The 18,139-nt window shown below is 36.4% G+C and carries 16 protein-coding genes; 14 read left to right on the top strand and 2 right to left on the bottom strand.

What is annotated here, in order from left to right; all coding sequences use genetic code 11:
- The first annotated feature begins 222 nt into the window (after nucleotides 1–222).
- The 7 genes from ACTNDN_RS07425 (at nucleotide 223) to ACTNDN_RS07395 (ending at nucleotide 9,473) form a co-directional block, all read left to right on the top strand.
- The gene (locus ACTNDN_RS07425; RefSeq protein ID WP_441131016.1) at nucleotides 223–1,596 is read left to right on the top strand and encodes an NAD(P)-dependent oxidoreductase; all 1,374 of its coding nucleotides are present in this window, start codon (nucleotides 223–225) and stop codon (nucleotides 1,594–1,596) included.
- A gap of 15 nt (nucleotides 1,597–1,611) precedes the next feature.
- Nucleotides 1,612–2,898, top strand: coding sequence for an NAD-dependent dihydropyrimidine dehydrogenase subunit PreA (preA, locus tag ACTNDN_RS07420; protein ID WP_031540421.1), 1,287 nt, complete (start codon nucleotides 1,612–1,614; stop codon nucleotides 2,896–2,898).
- 57 nt (nucleotides 2,899–2,955) lie between these two features.
- A complete protein-coding gene (gene hydA / locus ACTNDN_RS07415; RefSeq protein WP_031540420.1) occupies nucleotides 2,956–4,374 on the top strand; it encodes a dihydropyrimidinase in 1,419 nt (472 codons plus the stop codon).
- 57 nt (nucleotides 4,375–4,431) lie between these two features.
- The gene (locus tag ACTNDN_RS07410) at nucleotides 4,432–5,907 is read left to right on the top strand and encodes an NCS1 family transporter (protein ID WP_031540419.1); all 1,476 of its coding nucleotides are present in this window, start codon (nucleotides 4,432–4,434) and stop codon (nucleotides 5,905–5,907) included.
- A 137-nt stretch (nucleotides 5,908–6,044) separates the two neighbouring features.
- The gene (locus tag ACTNDN_RS07405) at nucleotides 6,045–6,287 is read left to right on the top strand and encodes a hypothetical protein (RefSeq protein WP_031540418.1); all 243 of its coding nucleotides are present in this window, start codon (nucleotides 6,045–6,047) and stop codon (nucleotides 6,285–6,287) included.
- Between the two features lie 19 nt (nucleotides 6,288–6,306).
- Nucleotides 6,307–7,539 carry a Zn-dependent hydrolase gene (locus tag ACTNDN_RS07400; RefSeq protein WP_235250466.1) on the top strand — a complete coding sequence of 411 codons (1,233 nt, stop codon included), beginning with the start codon at nucleotides 6,307–6,309 and terminating at the stop codon, nucleotides 7,537–7,539.
- Between the two features lie 452 nt (nucleotides 7,540–7,991).
- Complete coding sequence (locus ACTNDN_RS07395) at nucleotides 7,992–9,473, top strand: glycosyltransferase family 2 protein (protein ID WP_235250683.1); 1,482 nt, start codon at nucleotides 7,992–7,994, stop codon at nucleotides 9,471–9,473.
- A gap of 149 nt (nucleotides 9,474–9,622) precedes the next feature.
- On the opposite strand, the gene ACTNDN_RS07390 is transcribed toward ACTNDN_RS07395, so the two are convergent.
- Nucleotides 9,623–10,333, bottom strand: coding sequence for a Crp/Fnr family transcriptional regulator (locus ACTNDN_RS07390; protein ID WP_031540415.1), 711 nt, complete (start codon nucleotides 10,331–10,333; stop codon nucleotides 9,623–9,625).
- Between the two features lie 153 nt (nucleotides 10,334–10,486).
- Here ACTNDN_RS07390 and ric point away from each other — a divergent pair, with 153 nt between their 5' ends.
- Nucleotides 10,487–11,176: an iron-sulfur cluster repair di-iron protein gene (ric, locus tag ACTNDN_RS07385; protein ID WP_109767403.1), complete on the top strand. Its 690-nt coding sequence runs from the start codon at nucleotides 10,487–10,489 to the stop codon at nucleotides 11,174–11,176.
- Nucleotides 11,177–11,309: 133 nt separating this feature from the next.
- Nucleotides 11,310–12,173, top strand: a complete 864-nt coding sequence (locus ACTNDN_RS07380; RefSeq protein WP_109767404.1) for an NAD(P)-dependent oxidoreductase — start codon at nucleotides 11,310–11,312, stop codon at nucleotides 12,171–12,173.
- Nucleotides 12,174–12,204: 31 nt separating this feature from the next.
- Here ACTNDN_RS07380 and ACTNDN_RS07375 read toward each other — a convergent pair whose 3' ends face one another.
- Entirely contained in the window at nucleotides 12,205–13,293 is a 1,089-nt protein-coding gene (locus ACTNDN_RS07375; protein ID WP_031540412.1) for an iron-containing alcohol dehydrogenase family protein, read from the bottom strand.
- Between the two features lie 175 nt (nucleotides 13,294–13,468).
- On the opposite strand from ACTNDN_RS07375, the gene ACTNDN_RS07370 reads away from it, so the two are divergent.
- The 5 genes from ACTNDN_RS07370 to ACTNDN_RS07350 all read left to right on the top strand — a co-directional run bounded on the left by ACTNDN_RS07370 (nucleotide 13,469) and on the right by ACTNDN_RS07350 (nucleotide 18,113).
- A complete protein-coding gene (locus tag ACTNDN_RS07370) occupies nucleotides 13,469–14,053 on the top strand; it encodes an AAA family ATPase (RefSeq protein WP_441131015.1) in 585 nt (194 codons plus the stop codon).
- Nucleotides 14,054–14,101: 48 nt separating this feature from the next.
- Nucleotides 14,102–14,914 (top strand): MurR/RpiR family transcriptional regulator, encoded by an 813-nt coding sequence (locus ACTNDN_RS07365; protein WP_031540409.1) that lies wholly within the window; start codon nucleotides 14,102–14,104, stop codon nucleotides 14,912–14,914.
- 107 nt (nucleotides 14,915–15,021) lie between these two features.
- On the top strand, nucleotides 15,022–16,017 hold the full coding sequence (locus ACTNDN_RS07360; RefSeq protein ID WP_349205353.1) for an NADPH:quinone oxidoreductase family protein: 996 nt from the start codon (nucleotides 15,022–15,024) through the stop codon (nucleotides 16,015–16,017).
- Nucleotides 16,018–16,074: 57 nt separating this feature from the next.
- On the top strand, nucleotides 16,075–16,983 hold the full coding sequence (locus ACTNDN_RS07355; protein ID WP_349205350.1) for a nuclease-related domain-containing protein: 909 nt from the start codon (nucleotides 16,075–16,077) through the stop codon (nucleotides 16,981–16,983).
- A 689-nt stretch (nucleotides 16,984–17,672) separates the two neighbouring features.
- Nucleotides 17,673–18,113, top strand: coding sequence for a VanZ family protein (locus ACTNDN_RS07350; protein ID WP_109767409.1), 441 nt, complete (start codon nucleotides 17,673–17,675; stop codon nucleotides 18,111–18,113).
- Nucleotides 18,114–18,139 lie beyond the last annotated feature (26 nt).

Below are 18,139 nucleotides of genomic sequence, written 5' to 3'. Positions count from 1 at the left end.
CTTCTTCTTCGTCGTTTAACATTAAAACAACTATTCTACTTATTCTACAACAACACTTACTTAAACAGATTTAATTCCATACAAGACTCCGACACGGTAGAGAATTTTTTTCATGTCCAATAGGCTGTGATTTATTTAATACTAATTAAAGAGTTTGTTGTATAAACAGCCTATTAATTTTTCTTAATCGCAATTTAATAACCAATTTAAAGGAGGTCGATTATGAGAAAATCTAATGCTACGCTTTCTTATGAACAGTTATTGGCTAATTTCTCTGAAGTAGAAGAAGCACTTTCCAATCAGGAGGCATTAGAAGAAGCAAATCGTTGTCTATATTGTTATGATGCGCCTTGTATAACGGCTTGTCCAACTGGTATTGATATCCCTAGTTTTATTAAAAAAATTGCTTCAGGAAACTTGAAGGGATCTGCGAAGACAATTATGTCAGCAAATCCTGTCGGGGCAAGTTGTTCTAGAGTCTGTCCAACAGAAGAATTGTGTGAGGGAGCTTGTGTGCTGAACAATTCAACAAAACCAATTATGATTGGAAACCTTCAGCGATATGCAACGGATTGGGCGAGGTATAACAACCAGGTACTATTTAAGCGAAATGTCCCTCCAATAAATAAAAGCATCGCAATTGTAGGCGGTGGTCCAGCAGGACTTTCAGCAGCAAGAGAACTGGCGCTACTCGGGTATAATGTCACTATTTTTGAAGCTGAAAGTAATGCGGGAGGTTTAAATACATATGGGATTGTCTCCTTCCGTCTTCCAAAAGAAGTTTCTTATTGGGAAGTAGAACAAGTAAGAGATTTAGAAGTTGAAATCCGGACGAATACAAGGGTTGGAGAGGATATTTCTGTACAAGAGATTCTTGAAAACTATGATTCGGTATTGCTTGCGATTGGAATGGCTAATGTACCTAATATAGGTATTCCAGGTGAAACATTAACTGGCGTTTATGATGCGATTGAGTTTGTAAAAGAAACAAAGACAAAGCCATTATCGACAGATTTAATTGGAAAAAGGGTTGCAGTAATTGGCGCTGGAAATACAGCGATAGATGCGGCAACTTGTTCCATTCGCTTAGGCGCCGAGAATGTCAAAATAGTATATCGGCGTACAGAAGCCGAAATGTCTGCATATGATTTTGAGTACGAATTTGCAAAACAGGATGGCATTGAATTCAGATGGCTAACTGCTCCGAAAAAAATTATTGGGAATGAAAAGGGAGAAGTTATTGGCTTAGAATGTGTCAAAATGATGCTTGGAGAACCAGATGCAGATGGTCGAAGAAGACCTATTGAACAAGAAAACTCAGAATTTATATTGGAAGTAGATGCTGTAATTAAGGCAATTGGGCAATCTAGATATATAGATTTAATCGAGGAATTCGGATTAGAACATGATCAAGGAATTGTCAACATTCACTCTGCAACCTATCAAACTAGTAATAGTAAAGTATTCGCATGTGGTGATGTTATATTTGGAAAAGGGCAAGGTGAGGCTATGGTTGTATCAGCGGCACAGCAAGGGAAGGAAAGTGCCTATCGTATTCATCAATCTTTTCTTTCGAAAAAGATGGAAACCGCATAACAAAGGAGGAATAGCATGGCAGACTTACGTGTTGATTTAGCAGGTATTAAATCACCAAACCCGTTTTGGCTAGCTTCTGCTCCGCCAACAAATTCTGGTTATCAAGTGCAACGCGCCTTTGAAGCGGGTTGGGGAGGTGCTGTGTGGAAGACACTAGGAGATCCGATTTTAAATGTATCCTCAAGGTTTGCAGCTGTAAGCTTTAATGGGCAAAGGGTTGCGGGTTTTAATAATATTGAATTAATTACCGACAGACCATTAGATGTAAATTTAAAAGAAATATATGAAACAAAGAAAAGATTTCCCAATCATGCCATAGTTGCTTCATTAATGGTGGAACCAAAGCAGGAAAAATGGCATGAAATTGTTAAAAAAGTAGAGGCAGTAGGTGTTGATGGATTAGAACTTAATTTTGGCTGTCCACACGGAATGGCAGAAAGAGGAATGGGGGCTGCATCTGGGCAAGTTCCAGAGTTGGTTGAAAAGCAGACATATTGGGTGAAGGAAGTAGCACAGACACCTGTAATTGTAAAATTAACCCCTAATATAACGGATATAACTGCAACTGCAGAAGCAGCAGTGAATGGAGGAGCAGACTCCATTAGTATGATAAATACAATTAATAGTTTAGCAGGGGTAGATATTGATACTTGGGATACGATTCCTCATGTTGCTGGAAAAGGGGCCCATGGTGGCTATTGTGGACCAGCAGTCAAGCCAATCGCATTGCATATGGTAGGAGAATGTGCTAGAAATCCATTAATTAATGTTCCTATTTCAGGAATTGGCGGCATCTCCAATTGGCAAAATGCTGTGGAATTTATGCTAATGGGAGCAACAAATGTGCAAATCTGTACAGCTGCTATGCACCATGGTTTTCGAATCGTCGAAGATATGATAGATGGGTTGAATAATTATTTAGATGATAAAAATCTTTCATCTGTTATGGAATTAGTAGGGAAATCTGTACCGAAATATTCGGACTGGGGAGACCTCGATTTAAATTACCAAATTGTAGCACAAATCAATAATGACGTTTGCATCAATTGCAATAAATGTCATATTGCTTGTGAAGATACAAGTCATCAATGTATTGACATGCTAAAGGATAGTAATGGAAAAAGCTATTTAAAGGTAAGAGAGGAGGATTGTGTAGGATGCAATCTCTGTTCCATTGTATGTCCAGTGGATGGAGCCATTGAAATGATAGAAGTTGCTCATTCTATGCCTGCGATGACATGGAATGAACGACAAGCCGTAATTGGAGCATTTCCTACTGCATTAGGAATAGGAAATAAGTAAATTTTTTCAGCTGAAAAAGATAATGTTCAGACCTAAAAAGTAAATGGAGGAATGACCATGAAAAAAATTATTAAAAATGGTTGTATTGTAACAGCAACTGATACGTATAATGCAGATATTGCAATGGAAAATGGAGTAATTACCCAAATTGCCGAGAACATAATAGATCTTCAGGCTGAAATCATTGATGCAAAAGGAATGTATGTTTTTCCAGGAGGCATTGATCCGCATACGCATTTAGATATGCCGTTTGGGGGGACAATGACGAAAGATGATTTTGAAACAGGAACAATGGCTGCTGCGTTTGGAGGGACGACTTCTATTATTGATTTTTGTTTAACGACGAAAGGAAAAAGCTTAAAAAGCGCAATCGAAACTTGGCATGCCAAAGCTAAAGATAAGGCAGTGATTGATTATGGATTTCATTTGCAAATAGTAGAAGTAACAGATCTGGTGCTAGAGGAACTACAGGAAATGATCACAGAGGAAGGCATCACTTCCTTAAAAGTATTTATGGCATATAAAAATCAATTTCAAGCGGACGACGAGACATTATTTAAGACGTTAATAGCAGCAAAGGAATTAGGCGCACTAGTTATGGTTCATGCAGAAAATGGGGATGTAATTGATTATTTGGTAAAAAAGGCATTGGAAGAAGGAAATACTGACCCCATTTATCATGCATTAACAAGACCACCAGAAGCAGAAGGAGAAGCAACAGGTAGAGCTGCAACATTAACACAGCTAGCCAATTCACAACTTTATGTTGTCCATGTTTCCTGTGCAGAAGCAGTGAAACAATTAGAGGAGGCTAGGAAAAAAGGAGTAGATATTTGGGGAGAAACATGTCCTCAATATTTGGTATTAGATCAATCCTATTTGGAAAAGCCTAATTTTGAAGGAGCGAAGTATGTATGGTCTCCGCCTTTAAGAGAAGCTTGGAATCAAGATGTATTATGGAATGCATTGAAAACTGGTCAACTGCAAACATTAGGATCAGATCAATGTTCATTTGATTTTAAAGGACAGAAAGATTTAGGGAGAGGCGATTTTTCAAAGATACCGAATGGTGGACCAATTATTGAAGATAGAATGAGTATTTTATTTTCTGAAGGTGTAAAAAAAGGAAGAATTACCTTAAATCAATTTGTAGAGATAACTTCCACTCGTGCTGCCAAGTTATTTGGTCTATATCCGAAAAAAGGAACGATTGCTATTGGTGCAGATGCTGATATCGTTCTTTTTGATCCAGAGACAGAAAGAATAATTTCCGCTGAAACACATCATATGGCTGTTGATTATAATCCGTTTGAAGGCATGGAGATTATAGGAGAGCCAGTTACGGTATTTTCAAGAGGAGAATATGTGATTAAAAATAAAGTATTTGTAGGGACAGCAGGTAAAGGTCAGTATTTAAAACGTGCAAAGTATGGAGAAGCATTATCTGCAAAAAGCAAATCACTAACAATGAAGTAGTAATGTATGATTTTTGAATTCTTAATATTCTGAATAAATAAAAGGAAGGTGTTTTATATGTCCCAAAAAAGTAATTATTTAAAATCTCCTGATTTATTGCCGATTAGTCACGAAAAACGAAGTATTGGACCATTTGGTTTTGCGGTTATTTGGGTAGGGATGGCAATTGTACTGGCGGCATTTGCCATTGGCGGGGGAGGGATTATAAACCTTCCTTTAGGTATGGTTATCTTAGCAACAATCATCGGTTCAGTAGCTATAGGAATTCTTATGACGATTATTGGCGATATAGGGGTGGAGCATGGCCTATCGTTTCCTGTTTATATGAGGGCTCCATTTGGAACGATTGGGACACATATTCCTTCTATTGTAAGGGGGGTTACTGCCGCTTGCTGGTTTGGAATTAACACGTATTTTGGATCGACTGCCATTAATGCCATATTAAATTTATTATTTGGCTTTGACAATTGGCTAGTATGCTTTTTTCTCTTTGCTGCATTGCAATTATTAAATACTTCATTAGGGATTAAATCAATTGAACGATTTGCTGATTTGGCGGCACCTATTATTATCCTCATCTCATGCTGGATGTATGTCTCTTTATCTGATAAAGCCATTGCAGATGGAAAGGATGTGTGGACTTGGGTGGAAAGCCCTGTAACAGGGGGAGCTGCTTTTACAGCATTTATGGTCATTGTCATGAGCAATATGGGATTTTGGGCAACATTAGCTGCCGATATGCCTTCTCTCTCTCGTTTTTTTAAAGCACCAAAAGAAGAAAGAAATTGGTTTAAAAGAAATAAAACACAGCTACTAGGAAGCATTGTTGTAATGCCGATTGTGAATACATTTATGATTATCATTGGTGCAGTATCCTATATGGCTGTTTCTAACGCAGATCCTGTCGTTGCTTTGCAAGAAGCTGCAAGTGGTTTCGCATTAGGAATCTTATTATTAATGATTGTTCTTGCACAGTGGTCTACAAATACATCTGCTAACGTTATACCAGCAGCCACTATTTTTTCAAATGTAGGTGGACCAAAGATGCCTTTTTGGGTAGGCGTGGTGATTGCAGGAATTATTGGTGTCATTGCACAGCCATGGAGTTTATTTGAAGTATTAAATAGTGCCCTGCTTGTTATCGGCGGAATTTTAACATCCATTGTAGGAATCTTGTTTGCAGATTACTATCTTTTAAGAAAAAGAAGGGTAAATGTCATCGATTTATATGAACCAGATGGACAATTTCGATATATGAAAGGAATAAATCTTGCTGGATTCATCGCTTGGATTGTTGGTGGAGTGCTGGCAAATCTTCTTTCTTCTTATTCTTCCATCGTTGGTTTTGTTGTAGGATCAGGGCTTTATTATGTATTGGCAAAATATTGGTGGTTTAAAAAATATCCACAAGCAGAAATAGAGGATCCTTGTGATGAAAAATATTTAGGTATCACGGTAAGTCATGACTGGTATATTGATGGAGCAGAAGAGGAAGCTACAGAAATAGAGGATGCAATGGTGGAAAGAGTTTAGTTACTAGAATGTAATTGGAAATATTTAAACAGCGACAGTAAGTGAATGGGAAGCTCCCCTGCTTGAAGTAGATTTATCTTGAATAAATAATCATGTTGAATCCCGTGAAGAAAGACTTTTTAAAAAGGAGGAGTTAGATGTCCGATTATCAGAAATTCTTACATGAGCGTGACCAAATAGATTATTTAATTTCGGACGGCTATCGAATAAAAAGTATATTAGAAGATTTAAATGGTGCGATGGTTCAACTAGAAAAACAGGATAGAACTAATCGACTAGTAGAACAGCAAACACTACGAATCCATACGGCTAACGGAAGAAAATACTTTTCTGTGCTTTTACTAGAGCAATTAAAAATGCATCACGCTTCAAAAAGTTAAAAAAGGGAGTGAATCAAGGATGGAGGGCCAAAAAGTATTAATAAATGGTGATCGCTTAAAAGCTTCATTAGAAAAATTTGCAGACTTTGGTAGGACAGAAAATAATGGCGTTACGAGACTTGCCTTGTCAAAAGAAGATGAGGAGGCTAGAAATTATTTTCGCAGCTGCTGTGAAGAACTGGGGATGATCGTAAGTATTGATGATATGGGAAATATGTATGCCCTTTTGGAGGGGGAAACAGAGCATCCACCAATTGTAATGGGATCTCATTTGGATTCTGTGAAAAAAGGGGGCCGATTTGATGGAGTATTTGGTGTTGCAGCAGGACTTGAGGTCATTACAACGATTGTAGACAATAGCATTAAACCAAGGATTCCGTTAATGCTTGTTAATTTCACAAATGAAGAAGGAGCAAGGTTCGAACCTTCCATGATGGCTTCAGGTGTTATAACAGGAAAATTTGAAAAAGAAATAATGATGAGAAAAAAAGATGAAAATGGCATTACTTTTGAACAGGCATTAAAAGCAATCGGCTATGATGGGGATAAGAAAAACCGATTAACAAAGGCCACAGCATTACTAGAAATGCATATTGAGCAAGGACCAGTTCTTGAAGCAGAGAATCTAACAATTGGCGTTGTTGAATGTGTTGTTGGAATGGTGTGTTATGAAATAACAGTAAGTGGCGAATCGAATCATGCTGGAACGACGCCAATGTCAATGAGAAAAGATGCGCTTTTTGCTGCTAATGATATAATAGCGGAAATAAGAAAGCAGCTTGGAAAATTAGATAGTGAATTAGTTTTTACGATAGGCAGAATGAATACATATCCTAATATTCATACTGTTATTCCCAATAAGGTGATTTTTACAGTAGAGGCTCGGCATAAGGATCCACTTATTATGAAACAAGTGGAAAGTGTTTTGCAAGATTTAGATACTTCTGTTGAACTAGAAGATTGTAGCTTGACGGCCATAAAACTATGGGATAGAAATACCGTCTGGTTTGATGAAAGGATTTTGGAACAAATAGAAGAGTCCGTAAAAACTTTAGGCTACTCCTATAAGACAATGGCAAGTGGCGCGGGACATGATGCTCAATTTATGGCAAGTGTGGTACCTACAGCGATGATTTTTGTACCAAGTATAAAGGGGAAAAGTCACTGTGAGGAAGAACTAACGCCATGGGAGGATTGTGAGAAGGGTGTAAATGTTTTATTAGAAACTGTCTTAAGTTTAGGAAAACAATAGTAAGAGTAAATAGAACGGTAGCGAAATAGTCGAATGATGGTTGGAGGCTGGTCAAAACAATGGCTAGCCTTTTATTTTGACATAAAGGGGACAGCAAAAATGAAAGGGTTCCAATAATAGCTACAGGTGTTCATTATTTTGAAGTGTTTTTCCTGTCATCCAGAAATGATGTTGTTCTATAAAAGGAACGAAAAAAGAAAAAGTAAAAGGATGTGATTGACTTTTAGGCAATTATAATGATAAAATGTTCTTAAATAAGAACGAATGGTGGAGATGAATCCAAAAGTTATTATTTTATTTTTTTTGTTCACTTGTTCTTTTTAAAGAACGATTTGTTTTTTAGTAAGACAACTTGATGAAGTCTAACATAGCATTATGAAGAAAAATGAAAGTTGGTGGATTCATTGTCATTAGTAGTAGAAGAGGAAAAAGGTAGTATATCGTTTTTTAGCATGCCTGGTATAAAAAAATCCTATATGAAACCTAGAATTGTAGCACTAATTCCTGCTCACAACGAAGAAAAATCCATTAGAGATTGTTTAGCCGGAATTAATGATCAATTGCTACCAAAAGGCGTAGAGTTAGATGTTTATGTCATCGCAGATAACTGTACAGATCGCACGGAAGAAAAGGCAATAAAGGCAGGCGAAGAATTCGGCTTAAATCTAAAAGTGATTATTACGGAAGGAAATAAACTTCGGAAGGTTGGCGCTTTAAATAGCGGATGGAAATTATTGTATGGGGATATTATGGATTTCTATAATATTCAATTAACCGAATCGCAAGAATTATATAAACAAAGTATTAAAGCGATTCTTGGGATGGATGCAGATAGTCGTTTAGCCCCTAACTGTTTAAAATATCTATGGGAAGGGTTGATGAGTGGCCGCAACATTGGTGGAGTTATGGCTAAATATACAATGCGTATGCCGAAAAAGAAGAGCTTATTAAGCAAACATGATGTCTATTATGAAGAAAAGATAGCTAGCGGTGAGTACGGTGGTCCCATTAGTAGATGGTGGACACATCAGCAAAAACAAGATATGGCAAGCTGGCTATTAGATCTTCAGTATCATGGTGGCAGCACATATGTACTTGGAGGTCAAGCAACCTTATTTCGACCAGAAGCATTGCAAGAAGTAGTAAACCATAATAAATTAGATGGCCCATGGCAGAATGATAGTGATGTAGAAGATATGCTACTTACTTGGCAATTGCAAAAATCGGGATGGAAGACGCTTATTAGTCCAAAGGGCCGCTGCTTTGTAGATGCAATGCGCTCGTACCATACTTTTAGGGAACAACGAAATAAGTGGAATTCCGGAACGGTTGAATTGCTTACAAATAAAGATTTAAGTATTCAGACGCGACACAAGGGGAAAATTTGGCGAAACCAACTAAAGTCATTTTCGGATTTAGTAATACGTGTCCTCTTTGTCATTTTATTAAGTGTTGCATTAGCGACAGATCAATTTTATTGGTCCTGGATATGGTTAACACCAATAGTACTGGCATCTATTCTTAATACGGTTCTTGCTATCAAAACACCGATGCATCGGACAATAGATGTCATTTTTGCGGCACTATTGATTGCTCCCGAAGTTTATTTATGGGTGAATTTAATGACTTTTAGTCAGGTGTGGCTGCAAAAGCTATCTGCTAATAAGAAAGACGGATGGGCAAATCAATATGCTGCCGAGTCAGGAAAAACGCGAAGCAAATTAGCCCAAGGAATCTTGCTTGGAACAATAACTATTTTAATTATCGGCTATATATGTTTTTCTTATCGTGATTTTCTAACAAGTGAGGCTGTTCAACAAGCAATTAATCCATATTTGATGGGTGGTTGGATAACATTAACATACTTGACTATTTTAAAATCTTTCATGATGGCTTATCAAATTTGGACATTGCGCGGAAGACATACAGCTTAAGATTTAATGGAGAAACGTTTAGATAGATTATCTAAGCGTTTTTTTTTTTGCTTATATGGAGAGGTAAATTCCTATTTTAGACTCCGCAAAATGGTAATAAAACCACATCTAAATAACAGGAAAAAAGAGTGACCACGAAAAATGATTGGTTAAAAATCGAGGAGGGGATCACCCGTCGTTTGCAGCTTTCCTTTATTTTTAATAAGGATTTGTTTATTTCCGATCAACGTAAGAATTCCTTTATCCGCAAACTTTGCAAGTTTTCGACTAATTGTTTCTCTTGTTAAACCTACGTAACTAGAAATCTCTTCTCTTGTAATGGGAAGATTAATCAGAATAGCATTTTGTTTCTCTGTCCCAAAAATTTCACAAAACTCTAGAAGCATATTTGCAATTCTAACTTCAGGGTCTTTTGTCGCTAATGTTCTCGCTAAGTCCTCTGTATGGGCTAAGCGCTTTGTGATTGTTTTTAGAAATTTGAAAGAGATGTCAGGATTATTTGCCATAATTTGATCAAAATCTTGTTTCTTTAAAAGGCATATCTTTGTATCTTCTACTGCATAGCCGCTCAAGTTCATAACCGTATTGTCATGAAAGAGATTTTGTTCTCCAAAGAAATCACCAACTGTTAATAAATGGACAATTTGTTCTTTCCCCTGAACAGTTAATTTAGATAATTTTATTTTTCCACTATGAATAATATAGAGGGAAGTTGATTTTTCCCCTTCCTCTATAATTCTTTCGCCTTTTTTAAAGACTTTATGATGGACAACGTCAGTTATTTTTTGAATTTCTAGTTCGGATAAAGAATGGAAAATTGGCACACGTTTAGGACAAGGCTCATTCGCATATGGTTGCATATAAACACCTCAGTAGAGTTTGTGTATTTTTTCACAATTAATAATGTGAATATCTGAATAAATTATAACAAGGATTGATATGTGATTTCAATCCTATTTTGCTTTGCTTTTTTCTCCTATACTGAAGCTATTCTAAAAAAGGAGAGTGTCAAAATGAATACCATTTTTACAGAGGATACAAAAACAGGTGATATTATTATTAAGTTTCCAGCTGCGAGTAAGCTATTTAAAGAATATAAAATTGACTTTTGCTGTGGAGGGAACCGTCCAATTGGCGAAGTTATTAATTCCTTACAGCTTGAAGAGAAGGATTTAATAAAAGTGCTCAATATTATGTACGAGCAAATGCAAGCAACAGAAGAAGTGGATTGGATGAATATACCGTTAACAGATTTAGTAAACCATATCATTCGCCATTATCATGCACAAACAAGGGATTTACTAGAAGAGTTATCTGCATTTGTGAGTAAAGTATACCGTGTGCATGGAGAAAGAGACACCCATTTGAAAGAAGTATATACCCAATTTTTCTTATTAAAAGATGAATTAGAGCAGCATTTGCTTGGAGAAGAGCAACGAATTTTTCCAAAGATAATGGAATATGATTTAAATAAATCACTTGATATTCTTGAAGAAGCAAGAGCAGAAATTAGTATATTAGAAGAGGAGCATGAAGGGGCAGGAGATATACTGAAAAAAATCCGTCAAGCTACAGAAGATTATTCCATTCCTGTGAATGCATGCAATACCTACAGATTAACCTATTTAAAATTGGAAGAATTAGAAAGCCTAACATTTGATCATATTCATTTAGAGAATAATGTATTGTTTAGAAGGTTATAAAAATCTAAGAAAATATGAGGAGAACCCTCTTTCATTATATTTTTAACCTAGCGCCTCTCCTTTCCATACGTATTTTTATATACGATATGGTAAAATGTGTATGAATAGGAGAACGAAAGGACGGGATGTTTGCGTGAAAATTGGTTGGATTGGATTAGGAAATATGGGAATTCCAATGGCTTTAAATTTAGTAAAGGCTGGATATGAATTAACATTTTATAATCGTACACCAGATAAGGGAGAGGAACTGGCTGAACTAGGTGCTAAACAGGCGACTTCTTTAACAGAATTAGTTAATCAAAGTGATGTCATTTTTACGATGGTATCTGACGATAATGCGGTGAAAAGCATTTATATTGAAAACGGGATTTTATCGCAAGCAGAAGCAGGCAAAGTATTTATTGATGTGAGTACTGTTTCCCCGCAAACATCTCAATTCATATACAACACTGCTTTAGAAAATGGTGTGAAATATCTTGATGCTCCTGTATCAGGAAGTGTTCAGCCAGCAAAGGATGGGAAACTACTAGTTCTGGTCGGCGGAGAGGAAGAAGTGTATGAACAGGTAAAATCGATATTTGAACCGATGAGTAAACTATCTATTTATCTCGGAAATTCTGGAGCTGGCAGTAATGCTAAATTAGCGATCAATCTTTTATTGGGGATTACTGTACAGGGAATTGCTGAATCTGTTCTTTTTGCAGAAAAACAAGGTATTAAGCAGGAGGACATGTTAACCATTATTAATGAGAGTGCGGTCGGAACCGCTATCTCGAAAATGAAAACACCGTCCATATTAAAGAATGAATTTCCTGCTGCATTTGCGCTAAAGCATATGGCAAAAGATTTGCGCTTAGCAAGTGAAACAATGGAATTACAGGCAGTTGGTGCATCTGCCAATAAAACCTACCAGCGTGCACTTGAAAAGGGACTAGGAGAATTAGATGTAATGGCTGTTTTAAAAGAGCTAAAAGGAGATGGATCAACATCGCTTTAATGCGATGTTAGATTCATCTCCTTTACAATTTTTACACTTGTTTCATAGCAGTGAGATTTTCAAGTACATTTATTGCTGCTATAACTTCATCCACCGTATATGAACCCATTAGCTGAAGAGATTCTTTTGGATTAACAGCATGTGCAGCAATTTTATGCAAGGCTTCTGGTTGATTGTCGACAATATTTAACTCGGCTAAATTGGTAGGGAATCCAAGCTTTTGATAATACGATAATAATGCTTCGATTTCGTCTAGGCGATTTTCTAAAGCAAGCTGAACTAAAATGCCAAATGCTACCTTTTGTCCATGAAGGATTGTATGTGTTTCTTCAATAAAGCTTAGTCCGTTGTGGACGGCATGCGCTCCAGACATTCTGCCATATCTTCCTCCAAATCCACCTACTGTTCCTGCTAAAGTGATGACTGCTTCAATCGTTTTAGTAAAGCTTGGTGTAACATTACCTGCTTCACTGTTTTGAACAGCTTCAATACTTTCTTTTAGCAAAATATCGCGGATAAATACAGACTGGCTTAAAGCAGCTTGGACAAATAAAGATTGTGATCTTTCATCGTTCGCATTGCGAATAATAGCTTCTGCTTCATACCACTTTGTTAATGTATCACCAATACCACTTTTTAAATAATCAATTGGCGCATGTATTAAAAAGGAAGGATCGATTAATGTTAAATAACTAGAACGACGATGATAAGCAACTCGTTCAAACACTCCTTCGGGCGAATAAATGACACTTAATGGAGTACTAGCAGCACAGGTTCCTGCAACGGTTGGAATTAATACCACTTCGATATTTAGTTGATTTGCAATAGCTTTAGCCGTATCTAAAACAAGACCACCACCAATTCCGACAATTACATCTGTACCTGTACACGTTTGAGAGATTTGATCTACTGCTTGTTGAGAACTATAGCCTGTATGCTGAATAACTTGCCAATCAATAGGAATAGAATCAACATATTGTGAAAATGCTTGAAAAGACTTATAGCCTGTTATAATAGTAGGAGATTGAAAAGGAGACAGAAAACTACTTAATTCCTTTAGAATTCCTTCTTTACAAATGTATTGATTAGGACCACTTCTAACGATATCCTCTGGTTGAATTTGCATGTTTTTTCCTCCTTACAATAATCCAATAGTAATAAATTCTATTATTCTAAAAATTATACAACTTTCGAGAAACGAAAAGTAGATATTCTTATAAATTTCATAAAGAAAGAAGAGTGCTTGAGAAATTTGCTATAGTAAAGAGAAGAATCTTTCTGTTTGGGGGAATCCTATGATTATTTGGATTAATGGAACATTTGGTTCAGGAAAAACGACAACAGCCTATGAGTTAGAAAAAAGAGTAGAAAAAGCATTTGTTTTTGATCCAGAAAGCTTTGGATATGTATTGATGAAAAATATCCCTAAGTCCTTACAAAAGGAAGACTTTCAAGATTTTCCTATTTGGAGAGAAACAAACTATTCCTTATTAAAGCAAATCGCCATAAATTATGAAGGAATCATTATTGTACCGATGACAATCACAAATGAAGAATACTTCCACGAAATTCTCTCTCGATTACGGAAGGATCAAATACGTGTTAAGCATGTTACACTTATGGCATCGAAAGCTACCATTAAAAAAAGGTTACGGAGCAGATTAGAAGGAGAAAATTCTTGGGCATACAAACAAGCAGCAGCTAGATTACAGCAGCTACAAAGACCATTATTTAAAGAACATGTAGAGACAGATAATTTAACTGTAGAGGAAGTCTTAGAGAAAATTGCACAAGTTACAGGTTTAAAACTGAAAGAAGAGAAAAGAAATCTACTTAGAAAAAGAATGGATCGATTTTTGATTAAGCTAAAAAGAGATTAGCTTATTTAAGTAAAGGTAAATAAATTAAATGAATTATGGTGGTATAAATTGAAAGATATTATTTTTCGTTTATTAGATTTTATTAATAATTACAAAACAAAAGATACAAATTATTTCATTGCATTAGCTCTATTAAAGGATGTACATCATATTGCTAGTATGAATATCAGCATTTTGGCAGAATCCTGCTATACCTCACCAGCCGCAATTACGAGATTCTGCAAGAAAATTGGCTATGCCTCTTTTCAAGAATTTAAAGATATAGCAAAAAATGATAGGCTAGAAAATCCAGTGGATGAATATATTGATCATGGATTACAAGGGAATGAAGTTGGCGCAGAACTTCAAAAACAGTTTTATCAAAAAATGGTAGAGTGGCTTGACACAATGGAAAAAGGGATGGATGTGGCGAATGTGAGGAAGATTTTAGACGTTATTCATCGTTCTAAGAAGGTTTCTTTTTTTGGAACCCAGTTATCACAAGCAATGGCCCAAGACTTCCAATATCGTTTAGTAAAGTATGGGAAGTTTATTCATGCCTTTTCAGATATACAAGAGCAAATGGAGGATGTAGCAGAATTAGACGAACATTCTGTTGCAATAATCACAAGTCCTTCTGGAAGGTTTATAGAAGGAAATAGGGAGTTGATCCAATCTATCCAAAGGAGTAAAGCAAAAATAATAATCATTACTCATAATGAAAAGGTTCCATTTATTGACACAGCTGATATAGTATATCGACTCCATGGAAAAACATATGATCGAACTGGTTTCTCCTCTGAACGATTTGGTCTTATGTACTTTTTTGATTTTGCCATTGGATTTTATCAAAAGCTTTATCCGGTTAAGCGTACAAAATAATTTGGTGTAATGGGAGAATTGTGCGTTATTACTGTGGAAATAGGGTAATTTCTTTGCTTTGACCTGCAATTTTTAAATTGGTACTATGAGTACGAGGTGACATAATGATGGAAAAAAATTTTCAAGCAGTCGTAGTTGATAATAAAGATGGTAATTTTTCAGTAGAAACAAAGCAAGTTTTTTTAGAAGATTTATCTTCTGGTGAAGTAGTTATCAAGGTTCATTATTCTGGAGTGAATTATAAAGATGGACTTGCTAGTACACCTGATGGGAAAATTGTCCGCTCCTATCCCCATATTCCAGGAATTGATTTGGCAGGTACTGTCGTTTCCTCAGAAGATAGCCGTTTTAAAGAAGGAGATCAAGTCATTGCGACTAGCTATGAAATTGGTGTATCTCATTCTGGTGGTTATAGTGAATATGCTCGTATTCCAGCTGATTGGATCGTACCACTGCCAACAGGATTAAGCCTGAAAGAAGCGATGATTGTCGGAACAGCAGGATTCACGGCAGCTCTTTCTGTGCAACGGTTATTGGATAATGGGATGAACCCAGAAAATGGACCTGTATTGGTTACAGGTGCAACTGGTGGTGTAGGTAGCTTCGGTGTTGCCATGCTTTCTAAATTAGGCTTTAACGTTGTTGCAAGTTCAGGAAAGAAAGAGGCAGAAGACTATTTAACAAGCATCGGAGCAGCAAGTATCATCGGAAGAGAAGACGTGTATAACGGCAAGATAAAAGCAATGGACAAGCAGTTATGGGCTGGAGCAGTTGATCCTGTCGGTGGAGAATCATTGGCAGCTATTCTTAGTAAAATAACATACGGGGGATCAGTTGCAGTAAGTGGTTTAACAGGTGGAGGAGCTGTGCCGACAAGTGTATTTCCATTTATCCTGCGAGGAGTAAATCTCCTTGGAATCGACTCCGTTTATTGTCCAATGGAGAAAAGACAAAAAATCTGGGAGCGAATCGCAACTGATTTAAAGCCAGAAGCTCTTACTTCTTTTATATACAAAGAAGTAACTTTAGAGCAACTTCCTAATGAACTGCCAACTATTTTAGAAGGCGGAATAACAGGAAGAATCATTGTTGCTGTAGTATAAAAAAAGGTGAGGCTGTTCTTACGGAATAGCCTCTAAAAAAGGATGAGTCCAATTATTATGCTTTACAAACCTCGTACAGTATCTCCAGAAATATTCGTTTTAAATTCCTTGAATAAGCGGTTGGAACTTAGTGCGAATGAAAAACAATATTTAGTTAATTTGCAAAAAGGTTTTGAAGGAGAAAAAATGTTTGATAGCTTCACGGAAAAACTTATAGAAAATGGCTATATCATCCATGATTTATTGCTCCAAACGAACAATAACATTTTTCAGATTGACTCCACAATCATCACATTAGAAGAAATTCATCTTTTTGAAATAAAGAATTACGAAGGAGATTATTACTATCAAAATGATCGCATCTATACGATGAATCATAAGGAAATCAATAATCCATTAAATCAAATAAGAAGGAATGAAACACTATTTCAACAAATACTTCAAAAGCATGGTTTGGAGAATAAAACAATCACTTCCTCTGTTGTTTTTATTAATCCTGAGTTTACCCTATATCAAGCACCATTAACGTTACCTTTTATTTTTCCAACACAAATCCAGCGATATTTAAAAAGAATAAATCATCATTCCCAAAAGACAAACAAATCTCAGAAGCAACTAGCTGAAAAATTAACATCGTTGCATATTAATAAGTCCCCTTTTTCAAAATTACCTCCATATGAATTTAAAGAATTAAAGAAAGGGATTTTCTGCGAAGTGTGCAACTCATTCGAAGTAGCAGAAGCAGGAACGAATGTACTTTGCAAAGAATGTGGACATGAAGAAGCATTCGAAAAGGTGGTATTACGAAATGTAGAAGAACTTAAGATACTTTTCCCCAATGAAAAAATAACAACACCCCTATTATATGATTGGTGTAGAATCATTGCTTCGAAGAAAAGGATCCGGAAAATATTAGAAAAGCATTATAAGCTAATCGGAAACAATCGTTGGAGTTATTTTGAATAATTATTGAAAGAATGATTAAGTTTATTGTTCTTGAGTGGGAAAGAAATAGAGACAGTCTGCCCCCCCTTTTTTTAAAAAAAGAGAATTGGAAGGGAATAGAGAGCGCCTCTCTGAGCCCGAAATCCAGCAAAAGAAGGTGCAAAGGTAACAGAGAGCGCCTCTCTGAGCCCGAAATGCGGAAAAAGGAGTAGCAAAGGTAACAGAGAGCGCCTCTCTAAGCCCGAAATCCAGCAAAAGAAGGTGCAAGGTAACAGAGAGCATCTCTCTAAGCCCGAAATCCTGCAAAAGAAGGTGCAAAGGTAAAAGAGAAAGCGTCTCTAAGCCCGAGATCTGGAAAAAGGAGTAGCAAAGGTAACAGAGAGCGCCTCTCTAAGCCCGAAATCCAGCAAAAGAAGGTGCAAAGGTAACAGAGAACACGTCTCTAAGCCCGAAATGCGGAAAAAGGAGTAGCAAAGGTAACAGAGAGCGCCTCTCTAAGCCCGAAATGCGGAAAAAAACAGTAACCAACGTAACAGAACCCCCATATCTAAGCCCTCACACAACCACAACCAGAATAAAACAGAAGGCAACGTAACAGAGCCCCACAATCTCCCCACAATCTCCCCACAATCTCCCCATAAACAAATTATTGGAATAAAACACCAAATAAATGGATAATCTAATTAAAAAAATAAAAATGTAGGTTGTTAATGAATAGAAAACAAATAGTTATGGATGGTTTATTCCTCACTTCTTTATTAGCTATCGTTTATTTAACAATGTTTCCCAATATGTATTTAGGAACTGGTATCGCCAAAGGGGGACATAATTTTACACCCTTTTTGATGATAACGGAGATTTTCCTAGATGGTAGTGTATTTTCTGCTATTGTAAATAATATTGGAAATATCGCTATGTTTATTCCATTTGGATTACTTTACCCGTTAACCTTTCCGAATAAAAGTTCGTTTCTCCCCGTGCTATTAGCGGGAGGAGGGCTTTCATGCTCTATTGAAATGATTCAATGGTTTATGGAAAATAGATGGAGTGATATAGACGATTTGATTTTAAATACATTTGGGACTGTATTGGGATACGGAATATATCAAGGAATTAGGAGAATGAAGAAAAGAATTTCTATATTTCTTTGAAAAGTCTTGCAAAGTTGGTTTTTAAA

The sequence above is a fragment of the Niallia sp. HCP3S3_B10 genome, assembly GCF_052064465.1.
In the GTDB taxonomy this organism is placed as follows: domain Bacteria; phylum Bacillota; class Bacilli; order Bacillales; family Cytobacillaceae; genus Niallia; species Niallia hominis.
The sequence above is the reverse complement of the archived record's forward strand: the minus strand, read 5'-3'. Positions and strand labels throughout refer to the sequence as shown.